General features: G+C 70.2%; 13 protein-coding genes. 3 read left to right on the forward strand and 10 right to left on the reverse strand.

What is annotated here, in order from left to right; all coding sequences use genetic code 11:
- Positions 1–9: 9 nt before the first annotated feature.
- From ASG71_RS04270 to ASG71_RS04280, 3 genes are all read right to left on the reverse strand, one after another.
- Positions 10–2,568: an AMP-binding protein gene (locus tag ASG71_RS04270; protein WP_056737474.1), complete on the reverse strand. Its 2,559-nt coding sequence runs from the start codon at positions 2,566–2,568 to the stop codon at positions 10–12.
- Positions 2,569–2,649: 81 nt separating this feature from the next.
- Positions 2,650–3,888, reverse strand: a complete 1,239-nt coding sequence (locus tag ASG71_RS04275; protein WP_056737475.1) for an NAD(P)/FAD-dependent oxidoreductase — start codon at positions 3,886–3,888, stop codon at positions 2,650–2,652.
- Positions 3,889–4,007: 119 nt separating this feature from the next.
- A complete protein-coding gene (locus ASG71_RS04280; RefSeq protein ID WP_056737476.1) occupies positions 4,008–5,432 on the reverse strand; it encodes an MFS transporter in 1,425 nt (474 codons plus the stop codon).
- Positions 5,433–5,598: 166 nt separating this feature from the next.
- Between ASG71_RS04280 and ASG71_RS04285 the strand changes: the two genes are divergently transcribed.
- Complete coding sequence (locus ASG71_RS04285) at positions 5,599–6,171, forward strand: hypothetical protein (protein WP_056737477.1); 573 nt, start codon at positions 5,599–5,601, stop codon at positions 6,169–6,171.
- Between the two features lie 16 nt (positions 6,172–6,187).
- Here ASG71_RS04285 and ASG71_RS04290 read toward each other — a convergent pair whose 3' ends face one another.
- Positions 6,188–6,394 (reverse strand): DUF2945 domain-containing protein, encoded by a 207-nt coding sequence (locus ASG71_RS04290; protein ID WP_056737478.1) that lies wholly within the window; start codon positions 6,392–6,394, stop codon positions 6,188–6,190.
- A gap of 127 nt (positions 6,395–6,521) precedes the next feature.
- Between ASG71_RS04290 and ASG71_RS04295 the strand changes: the two genes are divergently transcribed.
- Positions 6,522–6,869 (forward strand): hypothetical protein, encoded by a 348-nt coding sequence (locus ASG71_RS04295; RefSeq protein ID WP_056737479.1) that lies wholly within the window; start codon positions 6,522–6,524, stop codon positions 6,867–6,869.
- Here the strand turns inward: ASG71_RS04295 and ASG71_RS04300 are convergent.
- The 5 genes from ASG71_RS04300 to ASG71_RS04320 all read right to left on the reverse strand — a co-directional run bounded on the left by ASG71_RS04300 (position 6,866) and on the right by ASG71_RS04320 (position 12,652).
- Positions 6,866–7,705, reverse strand: a complete 840-nt coding sequence (locus ASG71_RS04300; RefSeq protein ID WP_056737480.1) for an alpha/beta fold hydrolase — start codon at positions 7,703–7,705, stop codon at positions 6,866–6,868. The two genes, ASG71_RS04295 and ASG71_RS04300, sit on opposite strands and share 4 nt — an antisense overlap.
- Positions 7,706–7,785: 80 nt before the next feature.
- Positions 7,786–9,522, reverse strand: coding sequence for a cytochrome b/b6 domain-containing protein (locus tag ASG71_RS04305; RefSeq protein WP_056737481.1), 1,737 nt, complete (start codon positions 9,520–9,522; stop codon positions 7,786–7,788).
- Between the two features lie 2 nt (positions 9,523–9,524).
- On the reverse strand, positions 9,525–10,505 hold the full coding sequence (locus ASG71_RS04310; protein ID WP_056737482.1) for an electron transfer flavoprotein subunit alpha/FixB family protein: 981 nt from the start codon (positions 10,503–10,505) through the stop codon (positions 9,525–9,527).
- A gap of 11 nt (positions 10,506–10,516) precedes the next feature.
- Positions 10,517–11,293: an electron transfer flavoprotein subunit beta/FixA family protein gene (locus ASG71_RS04315; protein WP_056737483.1), complete on the reverse strand. Its 777-nt coding sequence runs from the start codon at positions 11,291–11,293 to the stop codon at positions 10,517–10,519.
- A 108-nt stretch (positions 11,294–11,401) separates the two neighbouring features.
- A complete protein-coding gene (locus ASG71_RS04320) occupies positions 11,402–12,652 on the reverse strand; it encodes an MFS transporter (protein WP_056737484.1) in 1,251 nt (416 codons plus the stop codon).
- Positions 12,653–12,799: 147 nt separating this feature from the next.
- Between ASG71_RS04320 and ASG71_RS04325 the strand changes: the two genes are divergently transcribed.
- Positions 12,800–14,146: an MFS transporter gene (locus ASG71_RS04325; RefSeq protein ID WP_157366219.1), complete on the forward strand. Its 1,347-nt coding sequence runs from the start codon at positions 12,800–12,802 to the stop codon at positions 14,144–14,146.
- 7 nt (positions 14,147–14,153) lie between these two features.
- Here the strand turns inward: ASG71_RS04325 and ASG71_RS04330 are convergent, their stop codons facing one another.
- On the reverse strand, positions 14,154–14,726 hold the full coding sequence (locus ASG71_RS04330; RefSeq protein ID WP_056737486.1) for an MOSC domain-containing protein: 573 nt from the start codon (positions 14,724–14,726) through the stop codon (positions 14,154–14,156).
- Positions 14,727–14,807: the final 81 nt, after the last annotated feature.

Consider the following 14,807-nt stretch of genomic DNA (forward strand, 5'->3'; position numbering starts at 1 on the left):
CAGCGCCGGCTAGCGGACGACGTCGGGTGCGGCCTGCCGTTGCCCGGCTCGCCCCGACCACCTGGGCCGCAGCCGGCCCAGTCCGGTCATCACCCGCATCGAGAGGGCCCAATACGCCGCCCCTGCGGCCAGTGAACCGGCCACCGCCGCGGCGGGGTGGAGCTGCAGCAGGGGCGGGTAAACCAGCCAGTGGACCAGGTAGGCATACAGCGACGCGCTGGCCAGCAGCACCGTCAGGCGCCGCAGCCCCCGCGGGGCCGGAACGCTGGGCAGCCAGGTCAGCAGCAGAATGCCCGCCAGCAGGGTCCACTCCCGGTTCGGATCCTCGAAAAACCCGGGGATGGTGAGGGCCGCGATGGCGGAAACGGCCAGCCGGTGGGCCGGGTTCCTGCACTTGGCCACGGCCCAGCCCAGGCCAAAGAGCCACAGCGCCGGCGCCGTATTGGGGACACCGGGGTCGACGAGCTCATAGCGGGTGAGCAGGCCCGCGCCGGTGACCACCAGCGGAAACAGGAGCGGGAATGTCCGTTCGGCGCGGTCCGCCCAGGGGATGGCGAGCAATGCCGTCATGGCCACAAGGATGTAGACCAGCACCTCAATGAACCAGAAGTGCCACTGGGTGGTCACCTCCTCTGGCCCAATGACTGCATTCAGGAGCAAAATGTTCGCCGGAGTGTAGTTATCGGTCAGCAGGTACGCGGCGGCGATGAACAGCACGCTCGGCACGACTACCCTGGCGAGGCTGGTCAGCTGCCGCCGCAGCCGGGGGACCCGCGCTCCGGAGAGCTGAAAGCGGGCGAAATTGAATCCGGCAACCGCCATCAGCACATGCGCCGTGCCCTGCCAATGGAAGAGACCGACGTGTGTGCTGACGATGCAGACGATCGCAAAGGCCCGGAGCGCAATGCTGGTTTCCAGTCGGGCGAACCACCGCCGCGGGGCGCGGGCCGACGGGGCGGGGACATTGCGCTCACGCCGTTCCAAGGCCCCGACAGGGGTCACATGCCAATCGGCCGGCAAATGACCGAGCATCTGCTCAAGCCGGACCGATGCCGCGACGTAGGACAGGGAGTCGCCGCCGAGCGACACGAACGTGTCAGCGTCGCCGACGTCGGCGACCTCAAGGGTGTCCTCGAAGATGCTTTTGACCTTGTCACTGCCCTGTCGAGCGGCCGACGTCGACGGCGGCGGGGGTGTGGCGGGCGCGGACAAGGCCAGAACAGCCTGGTAATCGAGCTTGCCGCTGGCCAGCCGCGGGAGCTGCTCGACGGCGTGCACGGCTACCGCGGCGCGGGGCACCCCAAGGCTCTCCGCCAGGACCTTCCGCAGCAACCCGGTGTCCTGGTCGCCCTCGACGGCGACGGTGAGGCCTTGGTCCGTCCCCGCGCTGGCCGCGGCCACACCGAGGTCGGCCAGCATCCGCTCCACCTGCCCGAGGTCAATCCGCAAACCGACAACCTTGATGAACCGGCTGCGCCGACCCACGATTTCGTACACTCCGGCGGGGTGCTGCCGGGCAAGGTCCCCGGTGCGGAGCTCATCGATGGTCCGGCCGGCCGCAAGGTCCGCCGGTGTTTCGGCATAGCCGAGCATGACGTTGGGGCCGGTGTAGACCAGTTCGCCGTGGTCCAGGCCGGCAACCGGGTCGATCCGGAACGAGCCGCCGGGCACCGGGACGCCGATGGCGCCCGGGACGGTGTCCGTGAGTTCCGGGGGCAGGTACGCCATCCGGGCCGTGGCTTCGGTTTGCCCGTACATGACGAACAGGTCCCAGCCGCGCCGCCGGCCGAGCTCGCAGTAGTTGAGGACGTGTTCCGGCGCGAGCCGGCCGCCGGCCTGTGTGACGTACCGGAGGGTGGGCAGGTCCATGTCGGCAAACCCCACCCGTTCCAGCAGTTCAAAGGTGTACGGCACGGCGGCGAAGGAGGTTGCCTCGTGGCGGCGGAAAAGCTCCCAGAAGCACGGATCCACCACGGAGAGGTCGGTCAGAACCAGCCCGGCGCCCTGCAGCAGGTGGCTGTTGATGACGGAGAGCCCGTAGCAGTAGGACATGGGGAGGGTGGTGATGGCCCGGTCCTCGGCGCCGATGCCGAGGTACTCGGCGATCGACTCGGCGTTGGACTGCAGGTTCTCGTGCGAGAGCCGGACCAGCTTGGGCGAGCCGGTGGAACCCGAGGTGCTGAGCATCAGGGCGAGATCCGGGTGCAGGGTGTGCACGGTTCCCGGGCGGCGTTCTTCAATGACGGAGCCGCCGGTGTGCACCACGACGTCGGGGTCGTACGCGGAGACGAGGGACTGCAGGGCTGCGGGTTTGTCGTCGGGAAGGATGATGAGCGGGTGGCCCGCCGCCAGCGCGGCCAGGTACGCGACGAGCGATTCGACGTCGTTCGAGGCGACGAGCGCCACGAGGCGCCGTTCGGTCCCCAGCCGGTCGGCAAGGTCATCGACGCGGGCAGCGAGCTCCCGGTAGCTCAGGGTCCCCTCGGCGGTAAGGACGGCGGGCCGGTCCCCATGGGCCGCCAGCTCGGAGGCGAAGGGTACTCGCGCGAGGTCAGCTTGGGTTGTCACCCGGAAGACTTTATTAGCTAAGGCTTGCCTAAGTAAAACTGGGTTGCTCGGGTCGCGGTTGGCCCGGGGCCATTTTCGCCGCTACGCGCGGCCCTTCAGGATCAGGTTCCAGTAGACCTGCGGGAAGATGTTGCGGTCCACGACCCAGGAGGCGCGGCTCTCTTTCCACGTCGGCACCTTGGGAATCGACGGCATGGGCTGGTACTGGTCGCCGAACTCAGCGAAGACCACCGTTGAACGGGACACCGTGAAGGGGCAGACAGAGTAGCCGTCGTATTTTTCCGGGAGCGGCTGTCCCTCCCGGGCCGCGACCAGGTTCTTGGCAAGGACCTTGGCCTGCTTCCGCAACGCGCCACCGGACTTGGAGTTGGTGGTGGCTGCGGCATCGCCCAGCGACCAGATGTCCGGGAAACGCACGTGCCGGAGCGACTGCGGGTCCACCTCCACAAACCCGCCGGCGTCGCCCGGGGCGGGCAGGTCGGTGGCCTTCAGCCAGTCCGGCGCCGACTGCGGCGGGACGGCGTTGAGCACGTCGTAGTGCAGTTCCTCGGCGAGGCCGGTGCCGTTGTTTTTGATCAGGACGGTTTGGGCCCCGGGCGCCACGGTGACCACTTCGCTGTTCAGCCGTAGCTCGATGCCGTACTCGGCGATCGTGCGGTTCAGCTCCTCATCCACTCCCGGCACGCCGAACACCGTCGCGGTGGGCTGCACCATCACCACCCGGATGTCCTGCAGGACCCCCTGCTTGCGCCAGTAATCGCAGGCTAGGTACATCGGCTTCTGCGCCGCGCCGCCGCATTTGATGGGGCCGGAGGGCATGGTGAAAACGGCGGTCCCCGCCTTGAGGCCCTTCAGCAGCGTCCAGGCCTTGGTCGCCAGGTCCAGCTCGTAGTGGGAGGCGCCGGACGGCGAACGAACGGCCTCGGCGAGGCCCGGGATCTTGTCCCAATCCAGCTGCATCCCCGGGCAGACCACCAGCTGGCCGTATCCCAGCTGGCCGCCGGAGGCCAGGTTCACCGTCTTGGCGGCGGGGTCTACTCCCACTGCGCCGTCCTGGATCCAGTCCACGCCCCTCGGCATGACGGCGGCCTGGGCGCGGACGGCGGAGGAGGCGTTGGCCCGCCCGCCGGCGATGTGGGAGAACAGCGGCTGGTAGCGGTGCTCCGCCGCGGGTTCGACCACGGCCACATCCTCCACCCCGTAGCGCTGGAGGCGGCCCGCCAGCGAGACGCCGGCGTTGCCGCCGCCGATAATGACGACGTCGTGGTGGCGCCTCCCCGTGAAGTTGCCCTCGGCGGGTGTTCCCTTGCTCAGCGACATCGGCACTCCTTGGCTAGTGCGGTTCTCCAGCGCACGGCTGACTGGCGGCCGGAGCCTCAATAGTAAGCATGATGAGCTTTTTTGGGTACCGGCCCAGTACGGTTCCGGCACCGGCGCCGTCACGCCGGTGCGGCGCCCGCCTGCGCGTCCGGGTGGGCGTACGACGCCGAAACCCGCCGGTAGACCGGGGTTAGGAACGCCAGCGCCGCGGCGGCGACCATGATCAGCCCGGCGACCAGGAACACCAGGGCGATGCCGCGGGAGGTGCCCTCGCCGAGCAGCGGCGCCAGGAGGGCGGCGCCGTCGGCGGACCGCGCAAACGGGATGATCCACACCTGGGCGATCGGGGCGATGAGGAACGAGGTGACCGGGGCGGCCGCGGACTCGAACGCCATCGCGAAGCCGAACACCCGGCCCTGCCGCTCCAGCGGGACCACGCGTTGGATCACCGTCTGTTCGGCGGCTTCCACGAACGGCACCAGCACCAGGTAGAGCCAGATCCCGGCGATGTACAACCATGCCCACTCCCGCAGCGTGAACACGGCGCCAAGGATCCCCATCAGGATCACGGCGTACAGCATGGTCCGCAGCGGGTTGGCGCCGAGCCCGAACCTGTTGATCAGCGCGCCGCCGATGATGAAGCCGGTGGCGCCGACCGCGAAGTACGCGCCCCACAGCTCCACCGGGAACATCTCCAGCCCGTAGGGGTCCATCAGCGCCATGTAGACGCCGCCGATGAAGTTGTTGAACGTGGAGAACACGATCAGCGCGAACAGCCCGGAGATGGCCCGGACCGCCGCGAGCGAGCCGCGGAGGTCGAAGCCGCCCTGCGCGTCGGTGCCGGCCGCCTGCGCCTCTTCGGGCATGCGCAGGGTGAGCAGGTGCGCGAACGCCAGCGCGGTGAGGATGAGGGCGACGGCGATCGACCCGCCCATGCCGATCAGCCCCACGGACAGCCCGGAGAGCACTGAGGTGACGATGAACATCAGCCCCTGCACCATGCCCACCAGCCCGTTGGCGTTGGCCCGGCGTTCCGGCTCGATCAGGATGGTGACCGTCGTCGAGAGCGCGATGTTGCGCATGTTCTCCACTACGGCACCGATCAGGATGATCAGGGTAAAGACCCAGAACCACGGCTGCGTCAGGTCCAGCAGCCGTTCGCCCGGGACCAGCAGGAACAGGACACCGGCGAGAACGAACATCACCAGGGTGAAGGCGGCCGCGAAGCGCATCACCGCCAGCTTGCGGTATCGGTCCACGTAGGTGCCGAAACTGATGCTGGAGAGCGCAATGAGCAGCATGTACGCCCCGCCGACGACGCCGGTGGCGATTACGTTCCGCGTCTCCAGGTACACCCAGAAGGTCAGGGCAAACCAGAGGTAGCTGGTGGTGATGTTGGCCAGGCCCGTGTTCACCAGGATTCCGGTGAAGGTGCGGGACCGCTGCTCCGGGCTGCGTTGGAACGGGGCGGGGGCAGTGTCCCCGGGACCGGCGCCGCCGTCGGCCACGGCCGTCCGCGGCGGGACCGGTTCCTGCTCGGTCATGCGTTCCAGTGTAGTGAGAACCGGCCCGCGCGGACACGGTTTTCTTTGGGGCGTCCTTGGCAGGACGACGCGCGGAACCCGGGGCGGCGGGGTAGGCTCGCTTCTGGCCCGGGACGGGTCTCCCTTTAACGGCTAGGCAGGATTTTTCTTGGATTTACTGGGCGGCATGAGCCTCGACAACCTCCGACTCTTTCCGTGGGTTGTGGCCGCTGTGTTTGCGCTCGCGGCCGGGCTCTGGCGTCCGCGCAAGCTGCACAGCACCGCGGTGGGTGCCGTCCTGCTCTTCGCCGCCCTCAACGCGGCCGCCGGGATCTACGTCCTGAACCATTTCGGCGATCCGCGCTGGTCCGCCGGGGGAACGCAGCGCCTGACCGCCCCGTCCCTGGAGGGCACGCCCGTCGTCGGGCAGTTTCTGCAACCCCTGGACGCGGCCCTTAACGGCGTGGTCGGCGGGGTGAACGACTTCCTGGCCTTCAAGGAGGCACTTCCCGTCGCGCTGGACTTCCTGGGAGCCTCCGGCTGGGCGCTGCTGCTGGCCTTCCCGCTGGCGGTCCTCGCCGCCGTCATCAACTACGTCGCGGCGAAGCGCCGGGCGGCGGCCTTCGCCAAGTACCGGGCCACGGTGGACCAGCTTCAGGTGGAGCTTGACCAGGTCAAGCGGCAGCTGTCGCTGCTGGGACCCGCTCACGCCGGATCCGGGGTCGAGGCCCCGGCCGGGCGCACCGGCCTCGCGCCGTAGACCGGGCCCGCGGGAACTACTTCTTCTCGGTCAGGGCCGAGGCCTTGTGCGCCGCCCTGGCGCCGGTCTTGTCCGATTCGACGATGTACTGCGGTTCGTCCTGGCTGGCCCGGTGGGTACTGCCGTCCAACTCGAAGTCGCTGACCTTCTCCTCCACGATCTTGCCGTGGGTGGGCCCCTGCGGCGTGTTCCACTCCACGGACGTTCCCTTGCTCAGCGACATTAGTGCTCCTCGGGTTGGCGGTTCCGGCAACTGGCGGGTCATCGGAGCTCCATCGTAGGCGCGCCGGGCGCTGAAGTGGCCTCCCACGGGTCCCCAGCCCGGGGCCGGCCGTGCCAGACTTTCAGCCATGGAACCGATGGACTGTCTGGTCATTTATGTCCCCACCGTGGCGGCGCAGGCTGTCCGCCAGGCCATCGGCGATGCCGGGGCGGGGCGGCTGGGCAACTATTCGCACTGCTCGTTCAGCGCCGAGGGGACCGGGCGCTTCACGCCGCTGCCGGGCGCGACCCCGGCCATCGGCGCCGTCGGTTCCCCCGAGGAGGTCCCGGAAACCCGGATCGAGGCCATTTACCCGCGGTCCCGGCGGAGCGCCGTCGTCAACGCCGCCCTTGCCGCGCACCCTTATGAGACGCCCGCCTTTATGACCTTTGCCATCGACGTCGGTGTGCCCGGCGGAGCGGGGCCCGCGGACTAGCCGCTGCCCGCTCCCCGGCTCTCTGGACTGCCGGCGTCCTCACGGGCCCGCGCCAGCCATTCGACGATCAAGGCCTGCACGAGGGCGGGCTGCTCATGCAGCAGGGCGTGGCCGGCGCGGTCCAGGACCGCAAGGGTGCAGTGCGGGTACTGCCCGGCCAGCTCCGCCGGACCCGCGAAGCCCGAGGTGGAATCCTGCCGTCCGGCCAGCACGAGGACCGGCTGCGCGTAGGGCGCTCCCGGTCCCGGCCGGCGGCGCAGCGCCCAGCGCGAAAAGATCCGCGCCAGTCCGGACTCGTCCACGAGCGGGGCGGCCGGGGCCACGGTTTCCCGGAACCGGTCCAGGGTGTCCGCCGTCTGGACCACGAAGTAGCCCCGGTAGGACGCCTCAAGCTCCGGGCCGAGGTCCACGGACAGGCCGGGCGAGGACACCAGTACCTCGTGCTCGGGCACGTCCCCGGTGCTGGCGCCCACCGGGCAGACCAGCGCCAGGCCGACCACCTGCTCCGGCCGGTGCTCGGCAATGGCCCGGGCCAGGTATCCGCCGTAGGAGTGGCCGATGACCAGCAGCGGGCCGGGGCCGATCACGGTGTCGATGAAGTCGAGCAGGAGGTCCAGCACGTCGTCGTTGCCGGCCAAGCTGCCATGTGCCGGGGTGAGGCCCATCCCGGGAAGGTCCGGGTACAGGCGCCTGAAGCCGGGTGCGGCGGCGAAGACCGGTTCCAGGGCGCCCTCGATCTCCCGGTGGTCCACCCCGACGCCGTGCAGGGCGAGGACCGGCGTCCCGCCGCCGGACTCGACGTAATGCACCGGCACCCCGCGGACCGTCGCTTCCATCCCGCCAGTGTAGAACCGGCGGCCCCGCCGCGTCCCGGCCTCCGGGAGGCCGCCTCGACGTCGGCGGCGGAGGCCCGGGCCTAGCGGCTGCTCACCTTGCCGAACAGCCTGGCCAGCGGCGCGAGCACGATGGGCCGGGCGGCAAACCAGGCGGCCGCGGTGACGGCGATGGCGGCGGCGAACAGCCAGAACCCCACCCAGTTGACCTGGTCGGAGCCAGCGAACATGTGGTTCAGGTTCCGCAGCGCACCGGTGGCGAAGACCAGGAAGACGTGGATGAGGATGAAGACCACGAAGAAGAGCATCGTCGGGAAGTGCAGCGCGCGCGCCGCCTCCACCGGGTAGATGCGGTTCAGCGCCGTCGCGTTCTTGGGCCAGAACTCGCTCATCCGCGCCCCGGTGAGCGCCGCCACCGGCGCCGCGATGAACACCACGATGAAGTACATAAGCTGCTGCAGGCTGTTGTAGTTCACCCACCCGTTTTCCACCGACCAGTCGAGCGTCATGTACTGCAGGAGCGCGGACGCCGCGTTCGGGAACACCTCCCAGCTGGTCGGGACGATCCGCATCCAGTGCCCGGAGGCGAACAGCAGCACCGCGAACAGCAGGCCATTGGCCAGCCAGATGACGTCGAGGCTCTGGTGCAGCCACAGGGTGATGCTGATCTTCTTGCCGCCGCGCTTCGGGGTCCAGTACGCCGGCGGTTTCTGCTGCGTGCGCACCTGGTAGCCGGAGCGGATGATCAGCGCCATCAGGAAGAAGTTCAGGAAGTGCGACCACTGCGCCCACCACGGGAAACCCGGTTCGGCGACCTCGGGCAGGTGGTATTCGCCTGGGTAGCGCTCGAGGAACGCGGGCACGCCCGGCAGCGTGGTCACCCCGCGCGCCGCGAGCACCAGGATTCCGGCAACGACGACGGCGCCGACGGCGAGGAGCGCGACGCGCCCGACCCATTGGCCGAGGGTCCGCGATCCGTAAAGCTTCGCCGCGGGCTTTTTGGTTGCGGCCGCAGGTGCCGGCGCCGCGGGGACCGTGGGCTCCATGACTTTGGCTGCCGGGGCGGGTTCGACGGCGGCCAGTACCGGCGCGGGCACGACGGCGGCAGGTTCGGGCGCGGGTCCGACACCCGCGGGCTTCGAGGGCGCCGGCGCGGCAGGCGCGGGTTCAGCGGCGCTCGCGGCCGCGTGCAGGGGAGCGAGCCCCGCCGGCGGCCACGGTTCGCCGCCGGGCACGCGGGGGAGGCCGCGGCGAAGCGGGGTGCTGCCCGCAGCCGTCGACGGTGGCGGGGTTTGGGCAGCCGGTGCAACGGCCGGTTCGACAGGCGCCGACGCCGCAACTTCCGTTTCCGCGGCAACGGCCGCCGGAGCCTCAGTGGACTGCTCAGCCTGCGAAGGCGCGGCACCCGGAGCCGGAGGTTCTACCGGAGCCGTTGCCGGCACCGCGCCGGCCGGTGGCCACGGCTCGCCGCCGGGCACCCGCGGCAGGCCGCGGCGAAGCTGCCGCACGCCCGCCACCGGAGCCGGAGTTCCGGCCGATGGTGTGTCCGCCGGAACGTTTTCCGCCAGAACCGGCACATCGGGCGTCGTAGCCGGCGCCGCCATCGTCGAACTGGCCGCATCCGGCGTGGGCTTAATCGACGTGACCGCATCCGGCGCGGGCGTCGCGGCGGGCTCCGCCGCCGCCGTCGTCGTCGCATCGCCAGCGGCAACGGCGGCAGCGGAATCCAGACGGGCGGGCGCGTCGCCGGAGGGCGGCCAAGGCTCGCCGCCTGGCACGCGCGGCAGGCCCCGCCGGAGGGACCGGGACTGGGTTGCCATGGCTACTTCTTCCGGGCCTCGAGGGCGCTGATCAGCTGGGGGACCACCTTGAAGACGTCGCCCACCACGCCGAAGTCGGCGATCTCGAAGATCGGCGCGTCCGCGTCCTTGTTGATCGCGACGATGGTCTTGGCGGTCTGCATGCCGGCCCGGTGCTGGATCGCGCCGGAGATCCCGAGCGCGACGTACAGCTGGGAGGACACGGACACCCCGGTCTGGCCCACCTGGTGCGCCGACGGGATGTAGCCGGCATCCACCGCGGCACGCGAGGCGCCGATGGCGGCGCCGAGGGTGTCGGCCAGCTGCTCGACCAGGGCGAACTGTTCCTTCGAACCGAGGCCGCGGCCGCCGGCGACGACCTTCGCGGCTCCGCGCAGCTCGGGCCGCGAGCTGGCGGTAACCGATTCCTCGAAGGAATCGATCCGCGCCGCCGGCTTCCCGGACGGCGTGACGGCCAGGGATTCCGACGCCGGCGGCTGGGCCTCGGCCCGCGCCTCGATGGAACCCTGCCGGATGGTGATGATCGGCGGCCCGAACGTGGCCGTGGCGGTGACGTTGTAGGCGCCGCCGTAGACGGAATGGTGCGCCACGACGCCCTCCTCGTCCCGGGACACTCCGACCGCGTCGACGCAGACCGCGGCCCGCGTCCGGGCGGCGAAGCGGCCGGCGAGGTCGCGGCCGTTGAGCGAGTGGGAGACGAGGATCGCGTCCGGCTGCACCTGCCCGGCGGCGGTGGCGAGCGCGTCAACGCCCGGCACGCCGAGCGCGGACGGGTCCGGCGTTTCGGCGATCAGCACCCGCACGGCCCCCAGTTCCGCGGCCGCAGCGGCCGCGGCGTCACCTGCGCCCGGGGCGGCGAGCAGCAGGGCTACCGGGGTGCCGACGGCAGCGGCTGCGCCAAACAGCCCGGGGGCGGCCTTCTCCAGCCCGGATGCGTCGGCTTCGACAACCACCAGGATGGCGTCACGAGGATAGTCAGTCACGGCGGTATTCCCTAGGCCAGTCGGTTTTCGATGAGGAAAGCGGCGAGCTTCTCGCCGGCGTCGCCGTCGTCGACGAGCTTCACGCCCGCCGCGCGCGGCGGCTTTTCCGCCACGGACAGCATGATGGACCGGGCCGCGTCGGGGTCCTCGGCGGCGACGCCAAGGTCCGCGAGCGTGAGGACCTCCAGGGGCTTCTTCTTCGCCGCCATGATGCCCTTGAAGTTCGGGAAACGGGGTCCGGGCAGGGCTTCGGTGATGGAGATGACCGCGGGCAGCGGCGCAGAGACCTGCTGCACACCGGCGTCGACCGGGCGGGTGCCGGAGACCGCGCCGTCGCTGATCTCGACGGTGGTCAGGCCGGTGGCGTGCGGCACCTCCAGCAGTTCCGCGAGCATCGCCGGGATCATGCCGCCGGAGCCGTCGGTGGAGAGGTTGCCGGTAATGACCAAATCGAAGCCGCCGCGGCGGATCGCGGCCGCGAGGGTTTCCGCGGTCAGTCCCAGGTCCGCGCCCCGGAGCGCCTCATCGCAGATGTGCGTGGCGCTCCCCGCCCCCATCGCCAGGGCCTTGCGGATGGTCGCCGTCGCACCCTCGGGCGCCAGCGAAAGGACGGCGACGTCGGTCCCCTCGTGCGCGTCCGCGTAGCTCAGGGCCAGCTCAAGGGCCCGTTCACCGATCTCATCGATGACCTTCTCGCTGGCTTCGCGGTCGGCGAGGCCGGTTTCGAGGTTGAGTTTCCGGTCCCCGTAGGTGTCCGGGACTTCCTTGACTAGGACGACAATCTTCATTGATGGCTCTTCCTGTGGCGGGCACGCCCCGGTGGAGGCGCGCCGAATCTCCCACGAGTCTACGAAAGTGTGGACCGCTTGGCGGCCAGGGCGCGCATGGGGAGCCGCCTACGGACCAGCCTCGGCCGCGGCGATGGCCTTATCCGTGAGGATCGGCATCATGCCCAGCAGCGCCAAAGTCAGCGCTCCCATGATGCCGAACATGGCCTGCAGGCCCAGCCACTGGGCCAACAGCCCTCCGGCCGCAGCCCCCAGGGGCATGGTGCCCCACGCCAGCAGGCGGTAGGCACTGTTGACCCGGCCCAGCAGGCGGTTCGGGGTGATGCGCTGGCGCAGGGACACGGTGATGACATTCCAGAGCACGATCAGCATGCCGCCCACAAAGAGGATGGGCCCCAGCACGTAGGGGTTGTCGGTCAGAGCCGGCGCGCCGACCAGGAGCGCACCGCCGAGGATCGTGAGGGCAAGGGACTTCGACCGGCCCAGCTTGGCCTCGACCCGTTCTGCGATAAACGACCCGACAAAGGCGCCGAGGGCCGACGCGGTCAGGAGCAGACCGAATCCCACCTCGGAAAGGTGCATGGCCGACGTCGGGCCCACGGCAAACAGCACCATGACCGCGAACGCCGCACTGGAGGCGAAGTTGAACACCCCGGTCATCACGGCCAGCGTGCGCAGGATCTTCTGGAGCCAGAGGAACCGCAGGCCCTCGGCGACGTCGAACCGCAGTGTCGTCTTTTGCTCCCGCTCTATGCGGAACGTCCCCCGCACCAGCAGCAGGCCGCCGGCGGCCGCCAGCCACAGCGCTGCCGGAACGGTGAAGCCCGCGATCACCCCGGCGGCCACCAGCAACCCGCCCAGCGGCGGACCGACAAACTGGTTTGCGGTGAGCTCGACGGCGTAGAGCCTGCCGTTGGCGCGCGACAGCTGGTCCCGGTGCACCACCTGCGGCAGGATCGACTGCGCGGAGGTGTCGTAGAGCGTTTCGGCCACGCCCACGGCCAGTGCGACGACGTACAGGACCCAGATGGAGCCCAGGTCCAGCACGACGGCGGCGACCAGCAGCGCCGGGAGCACGCCGCGGCCGAGGTTGGCCCAGAACATCAGCTTGCGCCGGTCCAGGCGGTCCGCCAGCGCCCCGGCAGTGAGGGCGAAGAGCAGCCAGGGAAGCGTTGCCGCGACGCTCAGCCCGGCGACCAGGGTTGGCGACTGGGTGAACTGGATGGCCAGCAGCGGCAGCGCGATCTTGAAGACGCCGTCCGCGAGGTTGGACAGTCCCGACGCGGACCACAGCTTCCAATAGGACGCCCCCAGCGGCGCCTGGGTCCGTGGCTCCGCCTGCGCGGCCTGACTATGCATAGCTGAACCCTGCCGTATCGATGGAGAAAAAACCAACAACCCGCCGACCGGCCGGCCCAGGCTCCGGCCAGCCATGGCGGCGACCGGATGGTCCGGCCAGCATTCCCGGGACGCTAAGCTCGGCGGACAAGGGACGATTGGGGCGACGTGGAACCATCTGCAGGCGAATCCGGGGAAACTCAGCTGAAGCTGCGCCGCTTTCCGCCGTTCATGAGGTTCTGGCTGGCATCGACCGTCTCCGATTTCGGTACCTACATCACGTCCGTGGCCTTGTCGGTGCTGATACTGGTCACCATGGACGGCACCCCGGTGGACCAGGGCCTCGTCAACGCCGCCAGATGGGCGCCATACCTGCTCTTCGGCCTGGTCGCGGGTGTGTGGATCGACCGGTTCCCGCGCGGGACGGTCCTGGTGGGCGGAGACTTCGGCCGCGGCGTGATCCTGGCCGGCCTCTGCGCCATGGCGGTGACGGGGGTGATCTCGGTTCCCGCCGTCGTCGTCCTGATGTTCGTGTTCGGAACGCTCGCGCTGACCAGCGACGCCGCCCATCAGAGCTTCCTCCCCCAGCTCGTACCCCGCTCTTTGCTGACCAGGGCAAACGCCCGCCTGCAGCAAGGCGACACCGTGGCACAGACCGCCGGCGGTGCAGCGGCGGGCGGCCTGGTGGCCCTGGTGGGCGCGCCCTTCGCCCTCCTTTTCGATGCAGCCTCCTACTTTCTCTCGGCGGCCGTCCTCCTCACGCTGGACCGGCCGGCCGTTCAGCGGCAGGGACAACGCAAACAACGGCTCCGCCACAAGGTCGCAGAGGGTTTGCAGTGGGTCTACGGCCGCTCCCGGCTGCCCCCGCTGGCCTGGAGCACCCACACGTGGTTCATCGGTTCCGCAATCCTGGGCACCGCAATGCCCATTCTGATCCTGAAGGACCTCGGCCTGGGTGCCCTGGGTCTGGGCCTGGTGATGGGCTGTGCCGGGGTCGGGGCCGTCATCGGCACAACATTGTCCATCCGGGTGGGGCGGCGCTGGGGCACCGGAGCCGCGATGGTCGCTTCACGCCTGGCCCAGCCGCTGGCGATCGCGCTCGTGGCGCTGGCCCCGGCCGCCGCCGGCACGCCCCTCGCGGGGGAGTCGTACGGGTCCCCCGCGGACTGGCCCGGCGGGCTGTGGGCGGCGTTCATCCTGGCCGGCGCCGGGCAGCTGCTTTTCGGCTTGTTGATGGGCGTGGAGGGGCCCCTGGAAATGGGCTACTGCCAGGCTGTCACCCCTGACCGACTCCTGGCCCGGATGAGCGCGACGATGCGCTCCGTCAACCGGGGAATGATCGTCGTCGGGGCGCCGCTGGGAGGCGTCATCGCAGCAGCTGCAGGCACCGCCGTCGCATTGTGGACTTCTGCCGCGTTCCTGCTGCTGGCCTCGCTCCTGCTTCTCTTCTCGGACTTCCGGTACGCACGGACCGAGGACCATCTGCTGTCCGACGAGGAAGCGGTTCTGCCCTAGGCCTGTTTTAGGGGAGCCGCGAGGGGCGAAGCACGTTCGCCTCGCCCGCGCGGCCCGGGTCCAGCGGCATGGGGCTGACCAGCACGGCCGGGCCGCGGTGCAGGATGCCGTCCGAGAGCACCTGGCAGCGCACGCCGCCGCGCCCCCGCATCGCCTTGTGCGCGCCGGGGGCGAGCATCGCATCTATCCACGCGCACGGGTGGGCGGGGCGGCCGGCCTTGAACCGCACCGTGGCCCCGGCCGACTCCAGCGCGAAGTCATGGCCCAGCAGCGGCGCCAGCTGCGCCCCGCGCAGCACCACGTTGCGGCGGGTCAGCAGCGGGTCGAACGCCGCCGTTCCCAGCTCGGCGGCAATCGCTTCTAGGGCCTCGACGGCGAAGACCGTGACGGCGGCGTCCATGTGCGCGGCCTTGCCGAAGAACCGGTCGCCGACGATTCCCTTGCCGGCAACGAGTGTCGCTTCCTCGGCGTCGGTGCTGGGAACGTCCGCGGCGCCTTCGCGGGCGCGGCCGAAGTAGGCGTGCGCGGGTGAGACGAGCAGGTGCAGGATCTCGACGTCGTACCGGTAGCTGGCGGTCATGCCACCAAACTACCGCGCCGGTTTCCGGGGCGGGTCCCTGGTGAAGTCCAGCAGGCCGCCGTCGACCGGCCCTCCCGGCCG

It is taken from the genome of Arthrobacter sp. Soil763, from assembly GCF_001428365.1.
Taxonomy (GTDB): domain Bacteria; phylum Actinomycetota; class Actinomycetes; order Actinomycetales; family Micrococcaceae; genus Arthrobacter.